An 18,439-nucleotide genomic window follows, 5' to 3' on the forward strand; every position below is an offset into this window, starting at 1 on the left:
GCTGGTGGTCAGGCGAAGAGCTGCTGCCCGACGAACGCGCCGTCGGTCGGGGACAGCCGCGCGCCGTCGGGCACACCGGGCGGGACGGCGAACAGCCCGGAGCCCGTGTGGCGGAGGTACTCGACGAGCAGGTCGCTGCGCGCCATCGCCGTCTGCATCGGCACGTACTGCGTCGCCGGGTCGCGGACGAACGCGACGAAGAACAGCCCGGCGTCGAGCCGTCCCAGGCCGTCGGAGCCGTCCGTGTAGTTGTACCCGCGGCGCAGCATGCGCACGCCACCGTTGTTGCTCGGGTGGGCCATCGCGACGTGCGACGCCGGGTCGATGAGCGGCGCACCGCCCCGACCCGCGAGCGTGAAGTCGGGCTCCGAGTGCTCCTCGCCGCCCGAGAGCGGCGCCCCCGAGCCCTTCGTGCGCCCCACGAGCGTCTCCTGCTCGCGCAGCGGCGCCCGGTCCCACGTCTCGATCGTCATGCGGATGCGGCGAGCCACGAGGTAGGAGCCGCCCGCGAGCCACGCCGCCGCGGGGTCGTCCTCCGGGGAGACCCACACGTGCGTGGCGAGCTCGGACGTCTCCTCCGCCATGATGTTCGCGGTCCCGTCCTTGAAGCCGAACAGGTTGCGCGGCGTCGTCTGCGCGGTCGACGTCGAGGACGTGCGGCCGTACCCGAGCTGGCTCCACCGGATCGCTGCCGTGCCGAACGCGAGGCGCGACAGGTTGCGCACGGCGTGCACGGCGACCTGCGGGTCGTCGGCGCACGCCTGGATGCACAGGTCGCCGCCCGTGCGAGCGGGATCGAGCGTGTCGCCGGGGAAGTGCGGCAGGTCCTCGAGGAGGGCTGGCCGCCGTGCGGCGAGACCGAAGCGGTCCCGGCCGTCGGCGTCGACGAACAAGGACGGGCCGAACCCGAACGTGATCGTCAGGCCCGCGGGCGGCAGGCCGTCCGCCTCGCCCGTGTCGTCCGGCGGCGCGTCGTACGGGCCCGACGACGGACCGAGGTCGCCGGCCGGGAGACCCCGGACCATGCGGTCCGCGGCGTACGTCCATCGGCGCAGCAGGGTCTCGAGCGCCGTGCGGCTCGCCGTCGTGACGTCGAACGCGGCGAAGTGCAGCCGGTCCTGGGCAGGCGTGACGATGCCCGCCTGGTGCGCCCCGGTGAACGCGTAGGTCCGCCCGGCGGGCGCCGTCGTGCTGACGGCGTCACCCGTGCGCGCCCCCGCGACGGCGTACCCGCCCAGACCGCCGAGGCCCACCGCGGCGAGCCCCGCCCCGGCCAGGCCGAGGAGGCCACGCCGGGACAGGGCCGACGGCGACTCGTCCGCCGAGGGCGTCGGGTCCTTCTCCGTGTTCATGGTCACCTCGAGGCTGAGCAGGGTGTCAGAGGACGACGGCAGCCGTCAGGCGCGACAGCGGCTCGCTCAGGGCATCGACCGCGACGGACAGCTCCTTGACCTGAGTCTCGTCGAGGTCGGTGTACAGGACGAAACCGTCACCGTCACGGTGCTCGTCGAGCAGCCCCTGCAGCTCGGTGAAGCGTGCGTCCAGGTCCTCTGTCAGCGCGGCGTCCTTCGAGACGACGACGTCACGCAGCCCGTCGTACGCGACGCGCGCTCCGTCGACGTTCGCCTGGAAGTCCCACAGGTCGGTGTGCGACCAGATCTCCTCCTCGCCCGTGACCTTGCCTGTCGCGACCTCGTCGAGCAGCCCCTTCGCGCCGTTGCCGATGGAGTCCGCGGTGATCTCGTCGGCGAACTCAGCCGAGTGGGTGCGGTCGAACAGCTCCTGCGTGTCGGCGAGGAGCTGCTCGGCGTACTCCTGGCGCTGCGCGTCCGTGAGCGGGACGTACTCCTCGCCGCCGTTCGCGGCGGCGTCGGGCTGCCACAGGTCCTTCTCGAGGAGGTGCCAGCCGGTCCACTCCTCGCCCTCGGCGAGGTCGGCCTCGCGCAGGTCCATGCGCGGGTCGAGGTCGCCGAACGACTCGGCGACGGGCTCGATGCGCTCCCAGTGGACGCGCGTGGGGGCGTAGAGCTCGCGCGCCTCGTCGTCGTCGCCCGCGGTGTACGCCGTGACGAACGCTTCCGTACCGGTGAGCAGCTGCTCGGTCTGGTCCTTGATGTAGGCGACGTAGCCGGTCGTCGCGGCGGCGATCTGGTCGGCGAGCTCGCCCGTCGGCGCGACGTCGGCGCCGGAGTCCGTGACGGTGAACGGCGCGCGGATGCCGTCGCCGACCATGCCCGGCTTGCACGCGGTGAAGTAGCTGCCGGGCTTCGCGACCGTGACGAGGTCGCGGGAGAGGCCCGGGCCGATGTTCTCGACCTCGGCGACGATGCGCAGCCCGTCGTCGGCGAGCAGGTAGAACTCGGTGACGTCCGCGCCGGTGTTGGTCACGGTGAAGACGAGGTTGCCCGACGGCGCGGTCGTCGCGGAGAGCGTGCACGCGTCTGCGGACGAGTCGACCGTGAGGGACGACGGCGCACCCGCGGTGCCGGTCGCGTCCGTGCTCGGTGCGTTGTCGACGCACGCGGAGAGGGGGGCGACGAGTGCGACGGCGGCGAGCGCGGGCAGCAGGCGGGCGGCGCGGCGGCGTCCGGTGCGGTGGGTCATGGCTGTCCTTCGGGTCGTGCCGGTCGGCGGGTGGCCGCGCGGGGCGTCAGGTGGGCAGTGGTGTGCTGAGGGTGGAGCGGGCGCGGCGGGTCGGGCGGCTCTGCCGCCGCGACCGCGCAGGTGGTGTGCCTCGGGTGCGTGTCTCGGTCAGTGCGCGGCGGCGGCGACGCCGACGGGCGCGGGGGCGCGTGCGGGCGTGGGCGTGAACCAGACGCTGCGGACGAAGAGCGTCATGACCGGGACGACGAACAGGACCCAGGCCGTGGCCTCGAGCCACGTCGTGACGGGGGAGAAGTTGAAGACGCCCTTGAGCAGGGTCGCGTACCAGGACGACGGCGGCACCTGGGCCGACACGTCGAACGCGACCGAGTGCAGCCCGGGCAGGAGGCGCGCCTCCTGCAGGTCGTGGACGCCGTAGGCGAGCACGCCGGCGGCGATGACGATGAGGAGGACGCCGGTCCACGCGAAGAACAGGCGCAGGTTGAGCCGGACGGCGCCGCGGTACACGGCCCAGCCGAGCGCGACCGCGACCGCGAGGCCGAGGACGGCGCCGACGAGCGGGTTCGTGCTCGCGCCCGTCGCCTTCGCGCCTGCCCACAGGAAGAGGGCGGTCTCGAGGCCTTCGCGCCCGACGGCGAGGAGCGCCATGACGACGACAGCACCCTTGCCCGCCGCGACGGCGTCGTCGAGGCGGTGGTGCAGGTTCGCCTTGAGGTGGCGGGCAGTCTTGCCCATCCAGAAGATCATCCAGGTGATGAGCCCGACGGCGACGATCGAGAGGGTTCCGCCGATCGCCTCCTGCGCCTCGAAGCTCAGGCCCTTCGGGCCGAACGTGAGCGCGGCGCCGAAGCCGAGCGAGACGAGCACTGCGACGCCGACCCCGGTCCAGAGCGCGGGGAGGAGGTCTCGCCGGCCGGTCTTGACCAGGTAGGCGACGAGGATGCTGACGACGAGCGCAGCCTCGAGGCCTTCGCGCAGGCCGATCAGGAAGTTCGCGAGCACGGGAGCTGTCCTTCGGACGGGGGCAGGGATGCCGGCGCGCCTTCTAAGGGAAGCCTTACCGAACGATCGAGAGCGTACTCCTGTCAGGGCATTTAGCGCACGTCCTTGTTGCCTATTGGACACCACCGTGTCCTGCTGCGGCCGGGTCGCCCGGTCCGTCCGCGCGGTCGACGCCCGCTACCCGGCCTCGATCTTCGCCCGCAGCACGGGCCACGCGTCGGCGAACGCGGGCAGGAGGGGGAGCGCGGTGACCTCGTCGACGGGCACCCAGCGCACCTCGAGGCTCTCGTCGTCGGCCTCGCGGACCGCGCCCGGCGCGCCCGGACGGAGCGTCGCGAGCACCGTCGTGTACGCCCACGTGCCGTGATCGAGGACATGGGTCGACCGGACGACGACGTCCGCGGGCTCGATCCCGGCCTCCTCCTGAGCCTCGCGCAGCGCGCCCTCGGTCGGCGTCTCGTCGGGAGCGATCGCTCCGCCCGGGATGCCCCACGTGCCGCCGTGGTGCGACCACACCGCGCGGTGCTGCAGGACGACCTCGACGCGCGGCGCGCCGCCGCCCGTGGCGACCGTGCGGGCGAGGAGGAGGCCGGCAGCCCCGTGCAGGCCCCAGTGCTCGCGCCCGCACGCGCAGGGGAGCCAGCCGTCGCCGGGGCGTCTGACGTGCCGAGCATCCATGGTCACGACCGTATCCCGCCCACCGGGCGCGGGCCCGCGCACCTCGCAGACGCAGGACGGCCGCCCCGCGGGCGCGGGGCGGCCGTCCTCGAGGCGTGTCGCGTCAGCGGGTGCGGTTCGCCAGGTAGTACTCGATCAGGCCGCGCGTCGACGGGTCCTGAGCGGCCAGCGCGTCAGTGTCGCCGCCGACCGCGGGAGCGATCTCCATCGCGAGCTTCTTACCGAGCTCGACGCCCCACTGGTCGAACGAGTCGATGCCCCACACGATGCCCTGGACGAATGTGATGTGCTCGTACAGCGCGATGAGCTGGCCCAGGACCGAGGGCGTGAGCGACGGCGCCATGATCGACGTCGTCGGACGGTTGCCCGAGAACACGCGCGCGGAGACGAGCTCCTCGGCGGTGCCCTCCGCGCGGACCTCGTCGGCCGTCTTGCCGAACGCGAGCGCCTTCGTCTGCGCGAAGAAGTTCGACAGGAACAGCTCGTGGACGTCCGCCTCGCCGTCACGCAGCGGGTGCGCGGGCGTCGCGACCGCGATGAAGTCGGCCGGGACCAGGCGCGTGCCCTGGTGGATGAGCTGGTAGAACGCGTGCTGGCCGTTCGTGCCCGGCTCGCCCCAGAAGATCTCACCGGTCTGCGAGGTGACGGGCGAGCCGTCCCAGCGGACCGACTTGCCGTTCGACTCCATCGTCATCTGCTGCAGGTACGCCGCGAAGCGGTGCAGGTACTGCGCGTACGGCAGGACCGCGTGGGTGTGCGCGTCGAGGAAGTTGACGTACCAGACGTTGAGCAGGCCCATGAGCACGGGCACGTTCTGCTCGAACGGCGCGTTGCGGAAGTGCTCGTCCATCGTGTGGAAGCCCGCGAGGAAGTCACGGAACCCGTCGGGGCCGACCGCGATCGCGAGGCTCGTGCCGATCGCCGAGGTGACGGAGTAGCGGCCGCCGACCCAGTCCCAGAACCCGAACGCGTTCTCGGGGTCGATGCCGAACGCCGCGACCTTGTCGAGCGCCGTGGACACGGCGACGAAGTGCTTCGCGACGGCGCCGTTGCGGCTCTCCTCCGAGGAGTCGACCGCGCCCGCGGCCGCGAGGGTCTCCCAGAGCCACTCGCGCGCAAGACGTGCGTTCGTGAGGGTCTCAAGCGTGCCGAACGTCTTGGACGCGACGATGAACAGCGTTGTCTCGGGGTCGAGGTCGCGGACGGTCTCGGCGACGTCGGACGGGTCGATGTTCGACACGAACCGCAGCTCGATGTCACCGGCGTAGGGCTTGAGCGCCTCGTACGCCATGACGGGGCCGAGGTCGGAGCCGCCGATGCCGATGTTGACGACCGTCTTGACGGCCTTGCCGGTCACGCCGGTCCACTCGCCCGAGCGGACCTTGTCCGCGAACGCGTAGACCTTCGCGAGGACGGCCTGGACGTCGCCGTCCACGTCCTGCCCGTCGACGACGAGCGCGGGAGTCATGCCCGTCGGGCGGCGCAGCGCGGTGTGCAGGACGGCGCGGTCCTCGGTGACGTTGATGTGCTCGCCGGTGAACATCGCCTCGGTGCGGCCGCGCAGGTCGACCTCGTCGGCGAGACGCACGAGGATCGCGAGGGTCTCGTCGGTGACGAGGTTCTTCGACAGGTCGACGTGCAGGTCGCCCGCGACGCGGGTCAGGCGCGTCGCGCGCTGCGGGTCGGACTCGAACCAGCCACGAAGGTCGCCACGGAACTCGTCGCGGTGCGCGGTGAGGTCGCGCCAGGCGGCCGTGGTGGTGGCGTCGATCGGTGAGGTGGGCACAGCTCTCCCTAGGGTCGTACGTGCAGACGGGTCAACGGTACGCCGCGCGGCGCACCGGCAGGCGGGACCTGTCGCCTACCGGGCTCGGCGGGACCGCGTCAGGAGATCGAGCAGATCGCGGTGCCCGCGCTGACACCAGCGCCGACGGCGGTCGCGAGGCCCGTGATCGTCCCGGCGCGGTGCGCGACGAGCGGCTGCTCCATCTTCATCGCCTCGAGCACGACGACGAGGTCGCCCTGCTCGACCTGGTCGCCCTCGGCGACCGCGACCTTGACGATCGTGCCCTGCATGGGCGACGTGAGCGTGTCGCCCGAGGCCTGCGCCGTCGGACGCCCGGAGCTGCGGCGCGGACGCTGCGGGCGGCTCGAGCCGCCCCCGCGCTTCATGCTGAGCCCGGCCGGGATGACGACCTCGAGGCGCTTGCCACCGACCTCCACGACGACGCGCTCGGTCGCGGGCGCCTCGGGCGTCGTCTCCGTCTGTGCGGGGGCGGCGGGTGAGAGCGCGGCGAGCTCGTCGGTGAACTCCGTCTCGATCCACCGGGTGTGCACCGAGAACGGCTCGTCCCCCGCCGGCACGAACGCGTCGCAGTCCATGACGGCCCGGTGGAACGGGACGACGGTCGGGATGCCCTCGATGCGCAGCTCGCGCAGCGCACGACGGGCGCGCTGCGCCGCCTGGTGCCGGTCGGCGCCCGTGACGATGAGCTTGGCGATCATCGAGTCGAACGCGCCCGAGACGACGTCGCCCTGCGTGACGCCCGAGTCGACGCGGACGCCCGGGCCGGTCGGCAGGTCGAAGCGCGTGATCGTGCCAGGGGCGGGGAGGAAGCCTGCGGCAGGGTCCTCACCGTTGAGACGGAACTCGAACGAGTGGCCGCGCGTCTCGACGGAGTCGTAGCCGAGAGGCTCGCCCGCGGCGACGCGGAGCTGCTCGCGCACGAGGTCGATGCCCGTGACCTCCTCGGTCACGGTGTGCTCGACCTGGAGGCGGGTGTTGACCTCGAGGAAGGACAGGGTGCCGTCGGTGCCGACGAGGAACTCGCACGTGCCGGCGCCGACGTAGGCCGCCTCGCGGAGGATCGCCTGCGACGCCTCGACGAGCTGCCGCTCCTGCGCGGGCGTGAGGAACGGCGCGGGTGCCTCCTCGACGAGCTTCTGGTGGCGGCGCTGCAACGAGCAGTCGCGCGTCGAGACGACGACGACGGTCCCGTGCGCGTCGGCGAGGCACTGGGTCTCGACGTGGCGCGGCCGGTCGAGGTATCGCTCGACGAAGCACTCGCCACGGCCGAACGCCGCCGTGGCCTCGCGGACGGCCGAGTCGTAGAGCTCGGCGATCTCCTCGTGCGTGCGCGCGACCTTGAGGCCGCGGCCGCCGCCGCCGAACGCCGCCTTGATCGCGATCGGGAGGCCGTGCGTGCGCGCGAACTCCTCGACCTCGGCGACGGAGCTGACCGGGTCGGGCGTTCCGGGCACGAGCGGCGCACCGGCGCGCTGCGCGATGTGGCGGGCGCTGACCTTGTCGCCGAGCGCCTCGATCGCGTCGGGGGAGGGGCCGACCCACACGAGACCGGCGTCGATCACGGCGCGCGCGAACGCGGAGTTCTCCGCGAGGAACCCGTAGCCCGGGTGGACGGCGTCCGCGCCGCTGCGACGTGCGACGTCGATCAGCTTCGGGATGTCGAGGTACGTCTCTTGCGCACGCGCGCCGCCGAGCGCGAAGGCCTCGTCCGCGAGACGGACGTGGAGGGCTTCACGGTCGGGGTCGGCGTAGACGGCGACGGAGGCGATCGAGGCGTCGGCGCATGCTCGGATGACGCGGACGGCGATCTCACCTCGGTTGGCGATCAGGACCTTGGTGATAGCGGGCACGGCTCACGGTAACGCGGATGAAGGTCCTAGTCGGCAGCGGCACGGCCCCGTGACCACAACACTGGACCCGGGACCAACTGGGGCCGGTCGCGGTGGTAGGAAACCTACAACGCTCGCCGTCGCATCCCGGGCGAGCGGCGGCCGCGTTGTCGCGGCCGCACAACGCGGTCAGCGGTTCCAGAGGTCGGGGAAGGTCACGTCGACCTCGCCCAGGAGCTCGCGCACGAGCGGCAGGCTGAGGCCCGTGACGCCGTGGTGGTCCCCTTCGACACCCGTGACGAACGGGCCGCCGAGACCGTCGATCGTGAACGCGCCCGCGACGTGCAGAGGCTCGCCCGTCGCGACGTAGGCGTCGATCTCGCGGTCGCTCACGTCCGCGAAGTGCACGACCGTCGAGCTCGTCGCGCCGATCGTCGCCCCCGTGCCGTCGTCGTCCGTGTCGCGCAGGTCGATCAGCCAGTGGCCCGTGTGCAGCGTCGCGGAGCGGCCGCGCATCTGCTGCCAGCGGGCCGTCGCGGTCGCGGCGTCGTGCGGCTTGCCGAGGATCTCCCCGTCGATCTCGAGCATCGAGTCGCAGCCGATCACGAGCACGTCGTCGTCCTCCTCGTCGGCCGCCTGCCACGCTGCGGCGACGTCGAGCGCCTTCGCGTGCGCGAGCACGAGGACCGCGTCCGCGGGCTCGAGCGGGCCGAGCCGCTCCGCAGCCTCGGCGAGCCTCGCATCCTCGTCGACGCTCGACACCCGCACGAGCGGCTCGACGCCCGCCGAGCGGAGCGTCGCGGAACGGGCAGGGGACGCCGAGGCGAGGACGAGACGAGGCATGCCCCGAGGTTAGCCGAGAGTGCCCCGCAGAGCCTCGGCCGGGGACATTGGTCCTGACGATGCCGAGGCTGCGCGAACCATGATGGGACGAGGAGATCGAGGGGAGCTCCTGGAGGCGTCTCCTGCCGCCACCCGGCTTCCCACCTCCCCGACGGTAACGGTGCCGTCCCGCTGACAAGCGTGGGTGTGCCCGGGTTCACGTACCCCTCCGGGGCCTGGGTGCACCCACGCTTCTGCGTCGGTCGCCCCGTCACGAGTGCCCTCCAACACGCGGGGACGGGGCGACCTGCGTGGCCGCCCCCCGCCCCCGCCCCCGCGTCAGCGCGCGAGCTCGTCGCGCAGCACGTCCAGACCGACCGACCCCATCCGCAGCGCGCGGGCGTGGAACGCCTTGAGGTCGAACTCCTCGCCGCGCGCGGTCGCCGTGTCGCGGGCGCCGTCTCGCGCCTGCTCCCACAGCCGCTGGCCAACCTTGTACGACGGCGCCTGCCCCGGCCAACCGAGGTACCGGTCGAGCTCGAAGCGCACGAAGTCCTCGGGCATGTTGACGTTCGCACGCAGGAACTCCCACGCCTTCGCGGCGTCCCACGTGCCGCCGCCCCAGCGCTCGGGGCACGGCAGGCCGAGGTGCACGCCGATGTCGAGGACCACGCGCGCCGCGCGCATCCGCTGACCGTCGAGCATGCCGAGCAGGTCGCCCGGGTCGTCGAGGAAGCCCAGGTCCTGCATGAGGCGCTCGGCGTACAGCGCCCAGCCCTCGCCGTGGCCCGACGTCCAGCACGCGAGGCGGCGCCACGAGTTGAGCGTCGCCCGCTCGTAGACCGCCTGGCCCACCTGCAGGTGATGCCCCGGGACGCCCTCGTGGTAGACGGTCGTGCGCTCGCGCCACGTGCTGAACGACGTGACCGACGCGGGGACCGACCACCACATGCGTCCCGGCCGGCTGAAGTCGTCGCTCGGGCCTGTGTAGTAGATGCCGCCCGTCTGTGTCGGCGCGATGCGGCACTCGAGCGTCCGGACAGGTTCGGGGATGTCGAAGTGGACGCCGTCGAGCGCCGCGATCGCGGCGTCGGACGTCTCCTGCATCCAGCGTCGCAGCGCGTGCGTGCCGTCGAGCCGGTACGCCGGGTCGGCGTCGAGCCTCGCGACCGCGTCCTCGACGGACGCGCCCGGGCCCGCGACGCGTGCTGCCGTGCGCTCCTGGTCCGCGACGACACGAGCCAGCTCCTCGAGCCCCCACTCGTACGTCTCGCGCAGGTCCACGCGCGCACCGAGGAAGTACCGCGACCACAGCGAGTAGCGCTCCTCACCGACGGCGTCGACCGTCGGGGCCTGCGGGGCGAGCTCCTGCTCGAGCACGTCCGCGAGGCGGCCGTACGCCGCCGCGGCGTCCTGCGCGGCACTCTCGAGCTCGCGGCGCAGCAACGCGCACGACGACGACGGGTCGAGCACGGCGTCGACCTCCGGTCCCGAGACGAACGACGCGAAGAAGCCCGACGACGGGTCGGCGAGCTCGCGCGCCTGCTGCGCGCACGCCGCGACCTGGCGCACCGCCGCGACCTCGCCGCGCGACGCCGCGAGCCGCAGGCTCTCGACGTACCCGTCGATCGCCGTGGGCAGCCCGCCGAGGCGCGACGCGACGTTCTCCCACGCCTCGACCGTCCCGGTCGGCATGAGGTCGAGGACGTCGCGGAGGTCCTGCACGGGGGAGGCGATCACGTTGAGGGGCGCGAGGGTCTCGCCCGCGTCCGCGAGCTCGACCTCGAGGCCGAGACGCTCCCGGAGCGCGGCGACCGTCACACGGTCGACGTCGTCGAACGTCGCGGGGTCCAGCGCTGCGACCGCGTCGAGCGTCGCGCGCGCGGAGGCCGCGCGTGCCTCGACGCCCGCGGGGGACAGGTCGGGGACCTCGCCGTCGTACCCCGCGACGCCCATCGACGTCGCGGCGACCGGGTCGAGCCGGCACACCGCCTCGAGGTGCGCCTCCGCGACGCGGTCGACATCACTGGCTGGGCGGGCGGCAGGGGTGGCGGTCATGCGTCCAGGCTAGTGCGGCACACTGGTGGGACCGGTGCGGTCACGCCTCCTGTCGGGCGCCGACCATTACCGGCAGTCGCCGGGACATTCGTCCCGAGCGGCGCAGTTCCGGCACGGCGACGATAAGACCTGAACTCTCGGAGGGGTGCTCATGCCAGCAACAACGACGACCAGCCCAGCAGGAGACGCCGACGTGGACGTCACCCTGCCGGCCGGGGAGCGTGGCGAGCCGCGCGCACGCGCCTTCACGCAGATGCCGGGCTTCCGGCACAGCCGCACCTGGATCTTCGCCACGATGCTGTTCTCCGCGTGCTTGAGCCTCGTCGCGTCCTTCACGCTGTCCTACGACGCGATCCTCCTCGCCGCGAACCCGGACCAGCAGCTCGCGTGCGACATCAGCTCCGTCCTCAGCTGCGGGACCGTCGCTCTCTCGTGGCAGGCCTCGCTGCTCGGTTTCCCCAACGCGTTCCTCGGCATGATGTGCGAGCCGGTCGTCATCACGATCGCCGTCGCAGGCCTCGCCGGGGTGCGCTTCCCGCGGTGGTTCATGTTCACCGCGCAGGCCATCTACCTCGTCGGTCTGGTGTTCGCGTACTGGCTGTTCACGCAGTCGATGTGGGACATCGGCGCCCTGTGCCCCTGGTGCCTCGTCATCACGCTCGGCACGACCCTCGTGTTCATGACGCTCCTGCACCACAACATCCTGCACGACAACCTGTACCTGTCCCGGCGCATGCAGGAGCGGGCCCTCGCGTTCGTCCGGTCCGACGCCGACCTGTTCGTCACGATCGGCGTGCTCGTGACGATCGCCGCGCTCATCGTGTCCAAGTACGGGACCGTCCTGCTCGGCTGAGCAGGCTCGCGCGTCAGCGCGACCCTCGACGTACGAACGCCAGCGGGTGCCGCACGGCGCCCGCCGCGACGAGCACCTGGCGCGGCAGCGTCGAGCGCAGCGCGGCTCGCAGCAGCCGCCTGCGGTGCCCACGCCGAGCGACCTCGACCCGCGCGTCGGTGGGAGCGAGGATGCCGTCGCGGCGCCGCGCGACGAGGTCGCCGAGGACGTCGGCGAGGTCGTCCGGTTCAGGGTGGAGGTAGTTGTCCTGCGCCCACGCGTCGGTGAGCCGCCCGAAGCGCCCCGCCGCGAGGTCGTCGAGGCTGCCGAGGCACCCCGACCCGACGAACGCCGCGTTGAGCATGCGCTCGTTCACACCGAAGTCCTCGATCACGAGGGCCGGCAGGCCGGCCGCGACCGCCTCCAGGACCGCGGTCGACGACACGGTCACGAGCGCGCTGCCCGGCACCAGCTGGTCGCTGAGCGGGCCCGTCGCGAACGTCACGTGGGACTCGGTGACCAGGCCGGCGCGGGCCAGGTCCGTCCAGAGCGCGTCGAAGGGCAGGAGCTCCTCGTGCGTCTGCTGCTCGCCCGGCGCCGCACGGAGCTTGACGACGACCTCGACGTCGGGGCGGGTGCGGGCAAGGTCGTCGAGGGCGACGAGGATCCGCTCGCGCTGGCTGCGGGCCGCAGGGACCTTGGCCTGCGGGGCGAACACGACGCGGCTCACCTCGGGCGTCGCCCGGTCCGTGCCGTCCCCCTCCGTGGCAGGTGCGGGCGGCAGGAACGGCAGGCGAGCGAGCGCCAGCGCAGGGCTGAGACCGAGCCCTTCGGCAACGGCGGCATATTCGCGACGCTCGCGCCGCGAGTGCGTCACGAGCACGTCGCAGCGAGCCCGGAAGCGCAGCGCCTTGAGCGTCGCGGGCAGCGCCATCCCCGGCAGGCCGGAGACCAGGACGGGCCGCTGCGGCAGGCGCGCGGCCATCTCGCACACGAGCTCCGCGACGGGCCCGGTGGCGGAGACGAGCAGGACGTCAGGAGCGAGGCGTGCGAGCGTGCGCCGCAGCGCCGCGACCCCGAGGACCGGAGGCGGCGCAGCAGCGAACCGTGTCGACGCCGTCGCCGCACCCACCTGGCTCGGGGTGGGCGCGATCGGCGAGCGGACGACGAGCAGCGTCGTCTCGTGGTCAGGCCCGAGCCGGTCGAGCGTCGCGGCGCCCCACTTGAGGTACGAGTCCGAGTCCGCGACAGCCACGACACGGATCGGCGGGGTTGCTGCGCGCGCCGCCACGGGCGCCGGCGCGGTCGTCGTGGCGGTCATCGGCGGTCCGATCGCTCGACGACCCGCACCGCGGCGTCATCCTCGACCGCAGGCACGGAACGCTCGAGGTGCGCACGCAGCTCAGGCGTCGCCGAGGAGGTCCACCAGTGCGGCGGCACCGCGACCGCCTCGATGCGCACGCCCCGGGGACTCAGCACGGGGTGCAGCGTCAGCAGCGCCGTCGACGGGAGCGAGCGCACGCGCAGCGCAGGCCCGATGTCACCGGCGCGGGGAGCTCGCAGGTCGCGCAGCAGGAGCTCGGCGGGCAGACCCGCGCTGTCGACCACGATCCCGGGCAGGCGGCGCAACCGGTCGAGCACCTCGGGCGTCTCCCGCCGGTGGGGCAGGTAGCGGACAGGCTCCGACGCGGCCTGCGCGGCGACCCACTCGACGTACGCGGCCTCGTCCACGAGCCCGTCGGCGGGCAGGGCCGAGCCGAGCAGCACGAGCCGCTCCCGCGGCATGGCGGGGGAGCTGCCGCGGAGCCCACGCAGGTGCTCGAACGTGTGCCGCTGCACGTCGACGCCGGCGCTCGTCAGCCGGGCCTCGAGACCGTCAGGGAGAGGCAGCGCGGTGAGAGCCACGAGCCGACCCTCACGGGCGAGGCGCGCGAGCGTCCGCGTCGCTGCGCGGCCGAGCAGCCTCCGCCGCAAGGGCGCAGGCACGTGCCCGCGGACGAGCGGGCCGCGCCCGTCGGCGATCACACAGAGGGCCGCGATGCTCGCGATGCCGTCGTCGAGCAGCAGGACCCGGGGCGGGAGACGGCGGGCCACGAGCCGCGCCTGGATCTGCCCCGAGAGGGCGTCGCCGACCGCGAGGATCTCGACGTCAGGACGTGGCGTGCCGTCGCCACCCGCAGCCAGCGCGAGGTTCAGGCCGGGCGGCAGCTCCGTGCGCAGGGCGTCCGCGGTCCGTGCCATCCCTGGTCCTGGACGTACCAGGATGTCGCAGCGCGTCCCGAGGAGGCCGCGGCAGAAGGCCTCGTACGCGCCGAGCAGCTGCAGCGGCGACTCCACGAGGGCCAGCCCGCGCACCTCCGGGTGCGCGGGGACGCGAGGGGCGAGGAGCCCGACGCGCTCTGCGCGCAGCACGCGCACGTAGCGCCGCCACGCCTCGCGCGGCTGGCTCGCCAGGAACGACTCGGCGACGGGCCGGAGGTCGGGCGTGCGTCCGGGCTGCATGCAGTGGGCGACCGTCTTGACGAGGTGCGGGAGCGGCGCGGCCGGGGCGTCGGGCGAGTGCAGGGCGTCCAGGATCGTCCAGGGGATGCGTGCGCTCGTCTGGAACGGCGCGAGCTCGTCGAGCCGTTCCGCGGCGCCGACGGCGACCGTGGCGCCGTCGACCAGGGCCCCGGTCGTGACGAGCGTCGGCGTGCAGCCGACGAGCAGGTCCGGCTGCTCGCGCACGGCGACGGCCTCCACGAGCTCGTCGCGGTCGGCGAGCCCGATCGACATCCCGAGCTCCCGGGCGACGGCGAGCACAGCACCTGTCGGGACGCGTGCGTCCCCGGGGCGCAGCACGACGTGGCGGACGCCGTGCGCACGCACCGTCTCGAGCGAGGCTCGCAGCTCGGCCTGGGCGGCGGTCCGCGCGGCCCCGGCGTCGTCGTCTGCGGCGTGCGCGCCGTCGGGGCCGAGCACGAGGGCGAACGGGCGGGGACGCGGGTCGTGCGGCGCGGGGACCGCGGCCGCGACCTCGGCCACCACGGCGCGGACCGCGTCCGCGCCCACCGCGGCGGTCGGCACCCGGAGGTCGCTGAGGAGCAGCGCCGGGACGCCGGCGACGAGCTCGGGGTGCACGAGCACGCCGAGCCGTGCGGCGACGTCGGCTGGCACACGTCGCCGGGTAGGCCCGTACGTGAGCAGTCGTCCGGCATGCACCGAGACCCTCGCCGTCGCGAAGATGCGCGCGAGCGCCAGGCCGGTCCCCGCGTACGGCGGCTCGACGAACAGCTCGAGCGGGGCGTCGCCGAGCGCCCACCGGTCGCGCAGCAGCCGCTCCCACAGCGGCAGCTCGAGATCGCGCGGGGCGAGGTCCACGGGGCGCAGCGGTGCGACGACCGAGTCGAGGTCGACGACCCGGTCGAACCTGCGCGCGACGGCGTCGAGCCCGGGGTGCGCCGGGAGCGCAGGTGCGGCCTCGGGCACGTCCGCCGTCGACGCCGTGACCAGGACGCGCTCGACCGCACCCGCAGAGGTCTCGTCCGGGTCGAGCGTCCCCGAGTCGAGCGCGGCCGCGAGCACCACGGCCTGGAACGGGTCGGTCACGACGAACAGCTGGATCACGAGGCGCTCCTGAGCATGAGTCCGTGGACGTCGGCGAGCAGGTCGCGCCGCCGCGTGTCGAGCCGCCCGACGACCGCCCGCACGACCTCGTCGGGGGCGTTCGCGAGAGTCCTCGCGATCCCCGCGACGAGGTCGGGCCGGTACGACTCCGGCGACCTCTCGAGGTGGTGGCACGCGATCGCGAGCAGCTGCTGGACGGCCTTCGACCACAGCGTCTCGGGCGCACGATCCTCGCGGACCATGGCGAGGATCAGGTCGTAGCACGGCAGGAAGTCCAGCTGGCGCGGGTCGCGCACCTGCGTGAGGGACGTCGGTACGCCGCGGCGGTAGAACGCCCCGACGGAGTCGACGACGGCATAGCTCCGGGCGTGCAGGTGCAGGTCCCAGATCCACGGGCGGTCCTCGGCCGTGAAGCGACCGCTCGGGAACGTGAGGAGACGCTCTTCGAGCAGTCGGGCGTCGTAGAGACCGAACGGTGGGAAGCAGTAGTCGACCGGCGTCGTGCGGTCGGCAGGGCCGATGCCGCTGCGCGGGTCGAGCGGCGTGCCGCGACGGTGCTCCGGGACGCGCCGCACCGTCCGGCGCCCGCCCTCGTGGCGGACGTGGTCCGTCCGCACGAAGTCGACGTCGAGCGTCTCGAGGGCGTCCGCGAGGTGCTGCAGGTGACGCGGCGCGAACCAGTCGTCGGGGTCGAGGAACGCGACGAACCGCCCGTGCACCTCCGCGAGCCCCTGGTTCCTCGCCGACGCCGGACCCACGGGCGTCTCGTTGCGCAGCAGCCGCAGCACGGGCAGCCGCGCGTCGTGCTGCGCCACGAGCTCGCTCGTGCCGTCGGTCGAGCCGTCGTCCACGACGACGACCTCGAGGTCGTGCAGGTCGTCGAGCTGCCGGGCGAGGCTGCCGAGCGCGTCGTCGACGAACGCGGCCTGGTCCTTCGCGGGGACGACCACGCTCACGCGCGGTCGGGCATGGATGGCGGTCACGCTGCGAACCCGGGTGCGGCGCTCAGCCGTCGATCCGGCGGAGGCGGGACAGCGGTGCGAGCTCGCCGGGGAAGACCTGCTTGACGCCGTCACCCATCGCCTTCTCCAGGATCCGGATGTCACGGACGAGGTGGGTCAGACCGGTGGGCTCGAGCGACGACGCCTGGTCGGACCCCCACATCGTGCGGTCGAGGGTGATGTGCCGCTCGACCGCCACGGCGCCGAGCGCGACCGCTGCGACGGAGATCTGCAGCCCGCGCTCGTGCCCGGAGTAGCCCACGGGGACCTGGTAGCGCTCGCGGAGCGTCTCGATGGTGCGCAGGTTCGCCTCCTCCGGAGGCAGGGGGTAGGTCGACGTCGCGTGGAGCAGGACGAGCCGGTCGGTGCCGAGCGTGTCGACGGCGCGGTCGACCTGCTCGATCGTGGACATGCCGGTCGACAGGATGATCGGCTTGCCGGTCTCCTCGAGGGCCCGCAGGAGGCCGAGGTCGGTCACGCACGCGGACGCGACCTTGTGGGTGACGACGCCGAGGTCCTCGAGGAACGCGACCGACGGCACGTCCCACGGGGACGCGAACCACTGCAGGCCGCGGTCGGCCGCGTGCAGGGCGATCTTCTCGTACGCGCCGCGGTCGAACTCGACGCGGTACCGGTAGTCGAGGTACGTCATCTCGCCCCACGGCGTCGAGCGGACCTGGTCGCGCTGCGCGGCCGGCGTGCAGATGTCAGGGGTGCGCTTCTGGAACTTGACCGCGTCGACGCCGGCCTCGGCTGCGACGTCGATGAGCTGCTTGGCGATCTCGACGTCGCCGTTGTGGTTGATGCCGATCTCACCGATCACGTAGACGGGCTGGTCCGGGCCGACGAGCCGGTCGCCGATCTGGACGGGGGCGGTGCGGACGCTGCTGGCAACCATGTGAACTCCTGAGCTGGGTCGGTCGGTGGGGTCAGACGGAGAGAGGAGCGCGCCGGACGGGTGCGCTCGTGGACACGCGGGGAAGTGCGGCGAGGACGAGGTCGCAGGCCTCGCGGACGGCGCCGTTCCCGCCCTCGCTCGTGAGCACGTGCCGCGCTGCGGCGCGGACGGCGGGGTGGGCGTCGGCGACCGCGAGGGGCCATCCGACGGTCGCCATCGCGGCGAGGTCGTTGACGTCGTTGCCGACGTAGGCGACCCGTGACGCGTCGAGGTCGTGCTCGGCGAGCCACGTCGCGAGGACTGCGGCCTTGTCGTCGACGCCGTGCAGCGTCTCGACGCCGAGCTTGCGGCCGCGCGCTGCGACGACCCGGTCTCGTTCGGTCGACAGGATGAGCAGCGGGATGCCGGCGCGGCGGAGCGCGGCGACGCCGAGGCCGTCCCCGCGGTGCACGCGGACGTGCTCGGTGCCGTCGGCGGTCACGAAGGCGTGGTCGTCGGTGTGGACGCCGTCGAAGTCGGTGACGACCGCGTCAGCGTCGATCGCGGTGAGCGTCGGCCCGGGGACGAGCGTCGCGGCGAGCGCGCGGGCGAGCTCGAGGTCGGCGGGGGTGTCGATCTCGATCGCGGTGAGGCTCGGCACGACCTGGAGCCCGACCCGCCCGAAGAAGCGGTGCTCGTGCTCACGGAACCCGGTCGTGCGCATCGCGTAGAAGGCGCCGGTCTCGCGGTGCTCTGGCTCGCGGTCCTGGCGGCGGGGGCGGTGAGCGGCGTCGTGCCCGCGAGCGGTCGCGGTGCCGTCCTTCTCGGTCCAGTGGAAGGCGTGGCTCGGTGTCGCGGAGATGACGACGTCGTGCTCGCCCGAGGCGACGCGGCGGACGGCGGCCTCGATGTCGGTCGCGTCGATGAACGGGGACGTGCACTGCAGGAGGACGGTCACGGGCGGGACGTCCGCGGTGGCGTCGAGCGCCGCGAGGGCGTGCAGCACGACGCTCTCGGAGGTGGCGGTGTCGCTCGCGAGCCCGGCGGGGCGCTCGACGACGTGGGCGCCGTGCCGCCGTGCCTCGGCGGCGATGCCGGGGTGGTCGGTCGAGACGACGACGCGACGGACGGACGGCGCGGAGGTCGCGGTCTGGACGGCGCGGCCGACGAGGCTCACGCCTCCGACGCGCTCGAGGTTCTTCATCGGGACGCCCCGGGAACCGCCGCGCGCCGGGATGATGACGACGGCGCGACCGGAGCTCGCGGGCTGCGGTGGCTGGGTCTGTGATGTGGTCACGTCGGTGACGCTAGGGAGTCGTGGTG

Annotated in this window: 14 protein-coding genes; 1 reads left to right on the forward strand and 13 read right to left on the reverse strand. The window is 73.4% G+C overall.

Annotated features, from left to right (window positions below):
- Window positions 1–8: 8 nt before the first annotated feature.
- The 8 genes from efeB to AC4F3Q_RS02515 all read right to left on the reverse strand — a co-directional run bounded on the left by efeB (window position 9) and on the right by AC4F3Q_RS02515 (window position 10,800).
- A complete protein-coding gene (efeB, locus tag AC4F3Q_RS02480) occupies window positions 9–1,352 on the reverse strand; it encodes an iron uptake transporter deferrochelatase/peroxidase subunit (RefSeq protein WP_491038592.1) in 1,344 nt (447 codons plus the stop codon).
- Window positions 1,353–1,377: 25 nt separating this feature from the next.
- The gene (gene efeO, locus AC4F3Q_RS02485; RefSeq protein ID WP_491038593.1) at window positions 1,378–2,604 is read right to left on the reverse strand and encodes an iron uptake system protein EfeO; all 1,227 of its coding nucleotides are present in this window, start codon (window positions 2,602–2,604) and stop codon (window positions 1,378–1,380) included.
- 147 nt (window positions 2,605–2,751) lie between these two features.
- On the reverse strand, window positions 2,752–3,606 hold the full coding sequence (efeU, locus tag AC4F3Q_RS02490; RefSeq protein WP_491038594.1) for an iron uptake transporter permease EfeU: 855 nt from the start codon (window positions 3,604–3,606) through the stop codon (window positions 2,752–2,754).
- Between the two features lie 177 nt (window positions 3,607–3,783).
- Window positions 3,784–4,284 carry an NUDIX domain-containing protein gene (locus AC4F3Q_RS02495; protein ID WP_491038595.1) on the reverse strand — a complete coding sequence of 167 codons (501 nt, stop codon included), beginning with the start codon at window positions 4,282–4,284 and terminating at the stop codon, window positions 3,784–3,786.
- Window positions 4,285–4,387: 103 nt separating this feature from the next.
- On the reverse strand, window positions 4,388–6,070 hold the full coding sequence (pgi, locus tag AC4F3Q_RS02500; protein WP_491038596.1) for a glucose-6-phosphate isomerase: 1,683 nt from the start codon (window positions 6,068–6,070) through the stop codon (window positions 4,388–4,390).
- A gap of 98 nt (window positions 6,071–6,168) precedes the next feature.
- Complete coding sequence (locus AC4F3Q_RS02505) at window positions 6,169–7,941, reverse strand: acetyl/propionyl/methylcrotonyl-CoA carboxylase subunit alpha (RefSeq protein WP_491038597.1); 1,773 nt, start codon at window positions 7,939–7,941, stop codon at window positions 6,169–6,171.
- A 168-nt stretch (window positions 7,942–8,109) separates the two neighbouring features.
- A complete protein-coding gene (locus tag AC4F3Q_RS02510; RefSeq protein WP_491038598.1) occupies window positions 8,110–8,763 on the reverse strand; it encodes a Maf family protein in 654 nt (217 codons plus the stop codon).
- A 318-nt stretch (window positions 8,764–9,081) separates the two neighbouring features.
- Complete coding sequence (locus tag AC4F3Q_RS02515; RefSeq protein WP_491038599.1) at window positions 9,082–10,800, reverse strand: DUF885 domain-containing protein; 1,719 nt, start codon at window positions 10,798–10,800, stop codon at window positions 9,082–9,084.
- Window positions 10,801–10,993: 193 nt separating this feature from the next.
- Between AC4F3Q_RS02515 and AC4F3Q_RS02520 the strand changes: the two genes are divergently transcribed.
- The gene (locus tag AC4F3Q_RS02520) at window positions 10,994–11,653 is read left to right on the forward strand and encodes a vitamin K epoxide reductase family protein (protein ID WP_350308689.1); all 660 of its coding nucleotides are present in this window, start codon (window positions 10,994–10,996) and stop codon (window positions 11,651–11,653) included.
- Between the two features lie 13 nt (window positions 11,654–11,666).
- Here AC4F3Q_RS02520 and AC4F3Q_RS02525 read toward each other — a convergent pair whose 3' ends face one another.
- The 5 genes from AC4F3Q_RS02525 to AC4F3Q_RS02545 are packed head-to-tail and all read right to left on the reverse strand — an operon-like array spanning window position 11,667 to window position 18,413.
- Window positions 11,667–12,953 carry a DUF6716 putative glycosyltransferase gene (locus AC4F3Q_RS02525; protein ID WP_491038600.1) on the reverse strand — a complete coding sequence of 429 codons (1,287 nt, stop codon included), beginning with the start codon at window positions 12,951–12,953 and terminating at the stop codon, window positions 11,667–11,669.
- The gene (locus AC4F3Q_RS02530; protein WP_491038601.1) at window positions 12,950–15,238 is read right to left on the reverse strand and encodes a hypothetical protein; all 2,289 of its coding nucleotides are present in this window, start codon (window positions 15,236–15,238) and stop codon (window positions 12,950–12,952) included. Before AC4F3Q_RS02530 ends, AC4F3Q_RS02525 begins: the two co-directional genes overlap by 4 nt.
- Window positions 15,235–16,221 (reverse strand): glycosyltransferase family 2 protein, encoded by a 987-nt coding sequence (locus tag AC4F3Q_RS02535; protein ID WP_491038602.1) that lies wholly within the window; start codon window positions 16,219–16,221, stop codon window positions 15,235–15,237. The genes AC4F3Q_RS02530 and AC4F3Q_RS02535 overlap by 4 nt, the downstream gene beginning before the upstream one ends.
- Before the next feature lie 22 nt (window positions 16,222–16,243).
- Window positions 16,244–17,137: an N-acetylneuraminate synthase family protein gene (locus AC4F3Q_RS02540; RefSeq protein ID WP_168446054.1), complete on the reverse strand. Its 894-nt coding sequence runs from the start codon at window positions 17,135–17,137 to the stop codon at window positions 16,244–16,246.
- A gap of 31 nt (window positions 17,138–17,168) precedes the next feature.
- Window positions 17,169–18,413 (reverse strand): cytidylyltransferase domain-containing protein, encoded by a 1,245-nt coding sequence (locus AC4F3Q_RS02545; RefSeq protein ID WP_491038603.1) that lies wholly within the window; start codon window positions 18,411–18,413, stop codon window positions 17,169–17,171.
- Window positions 18,414–18,439 lie beyond the last annotated feature (26 nt).

The organism is Flavimobilis sp. BM9, assembly GCF_058313055.1.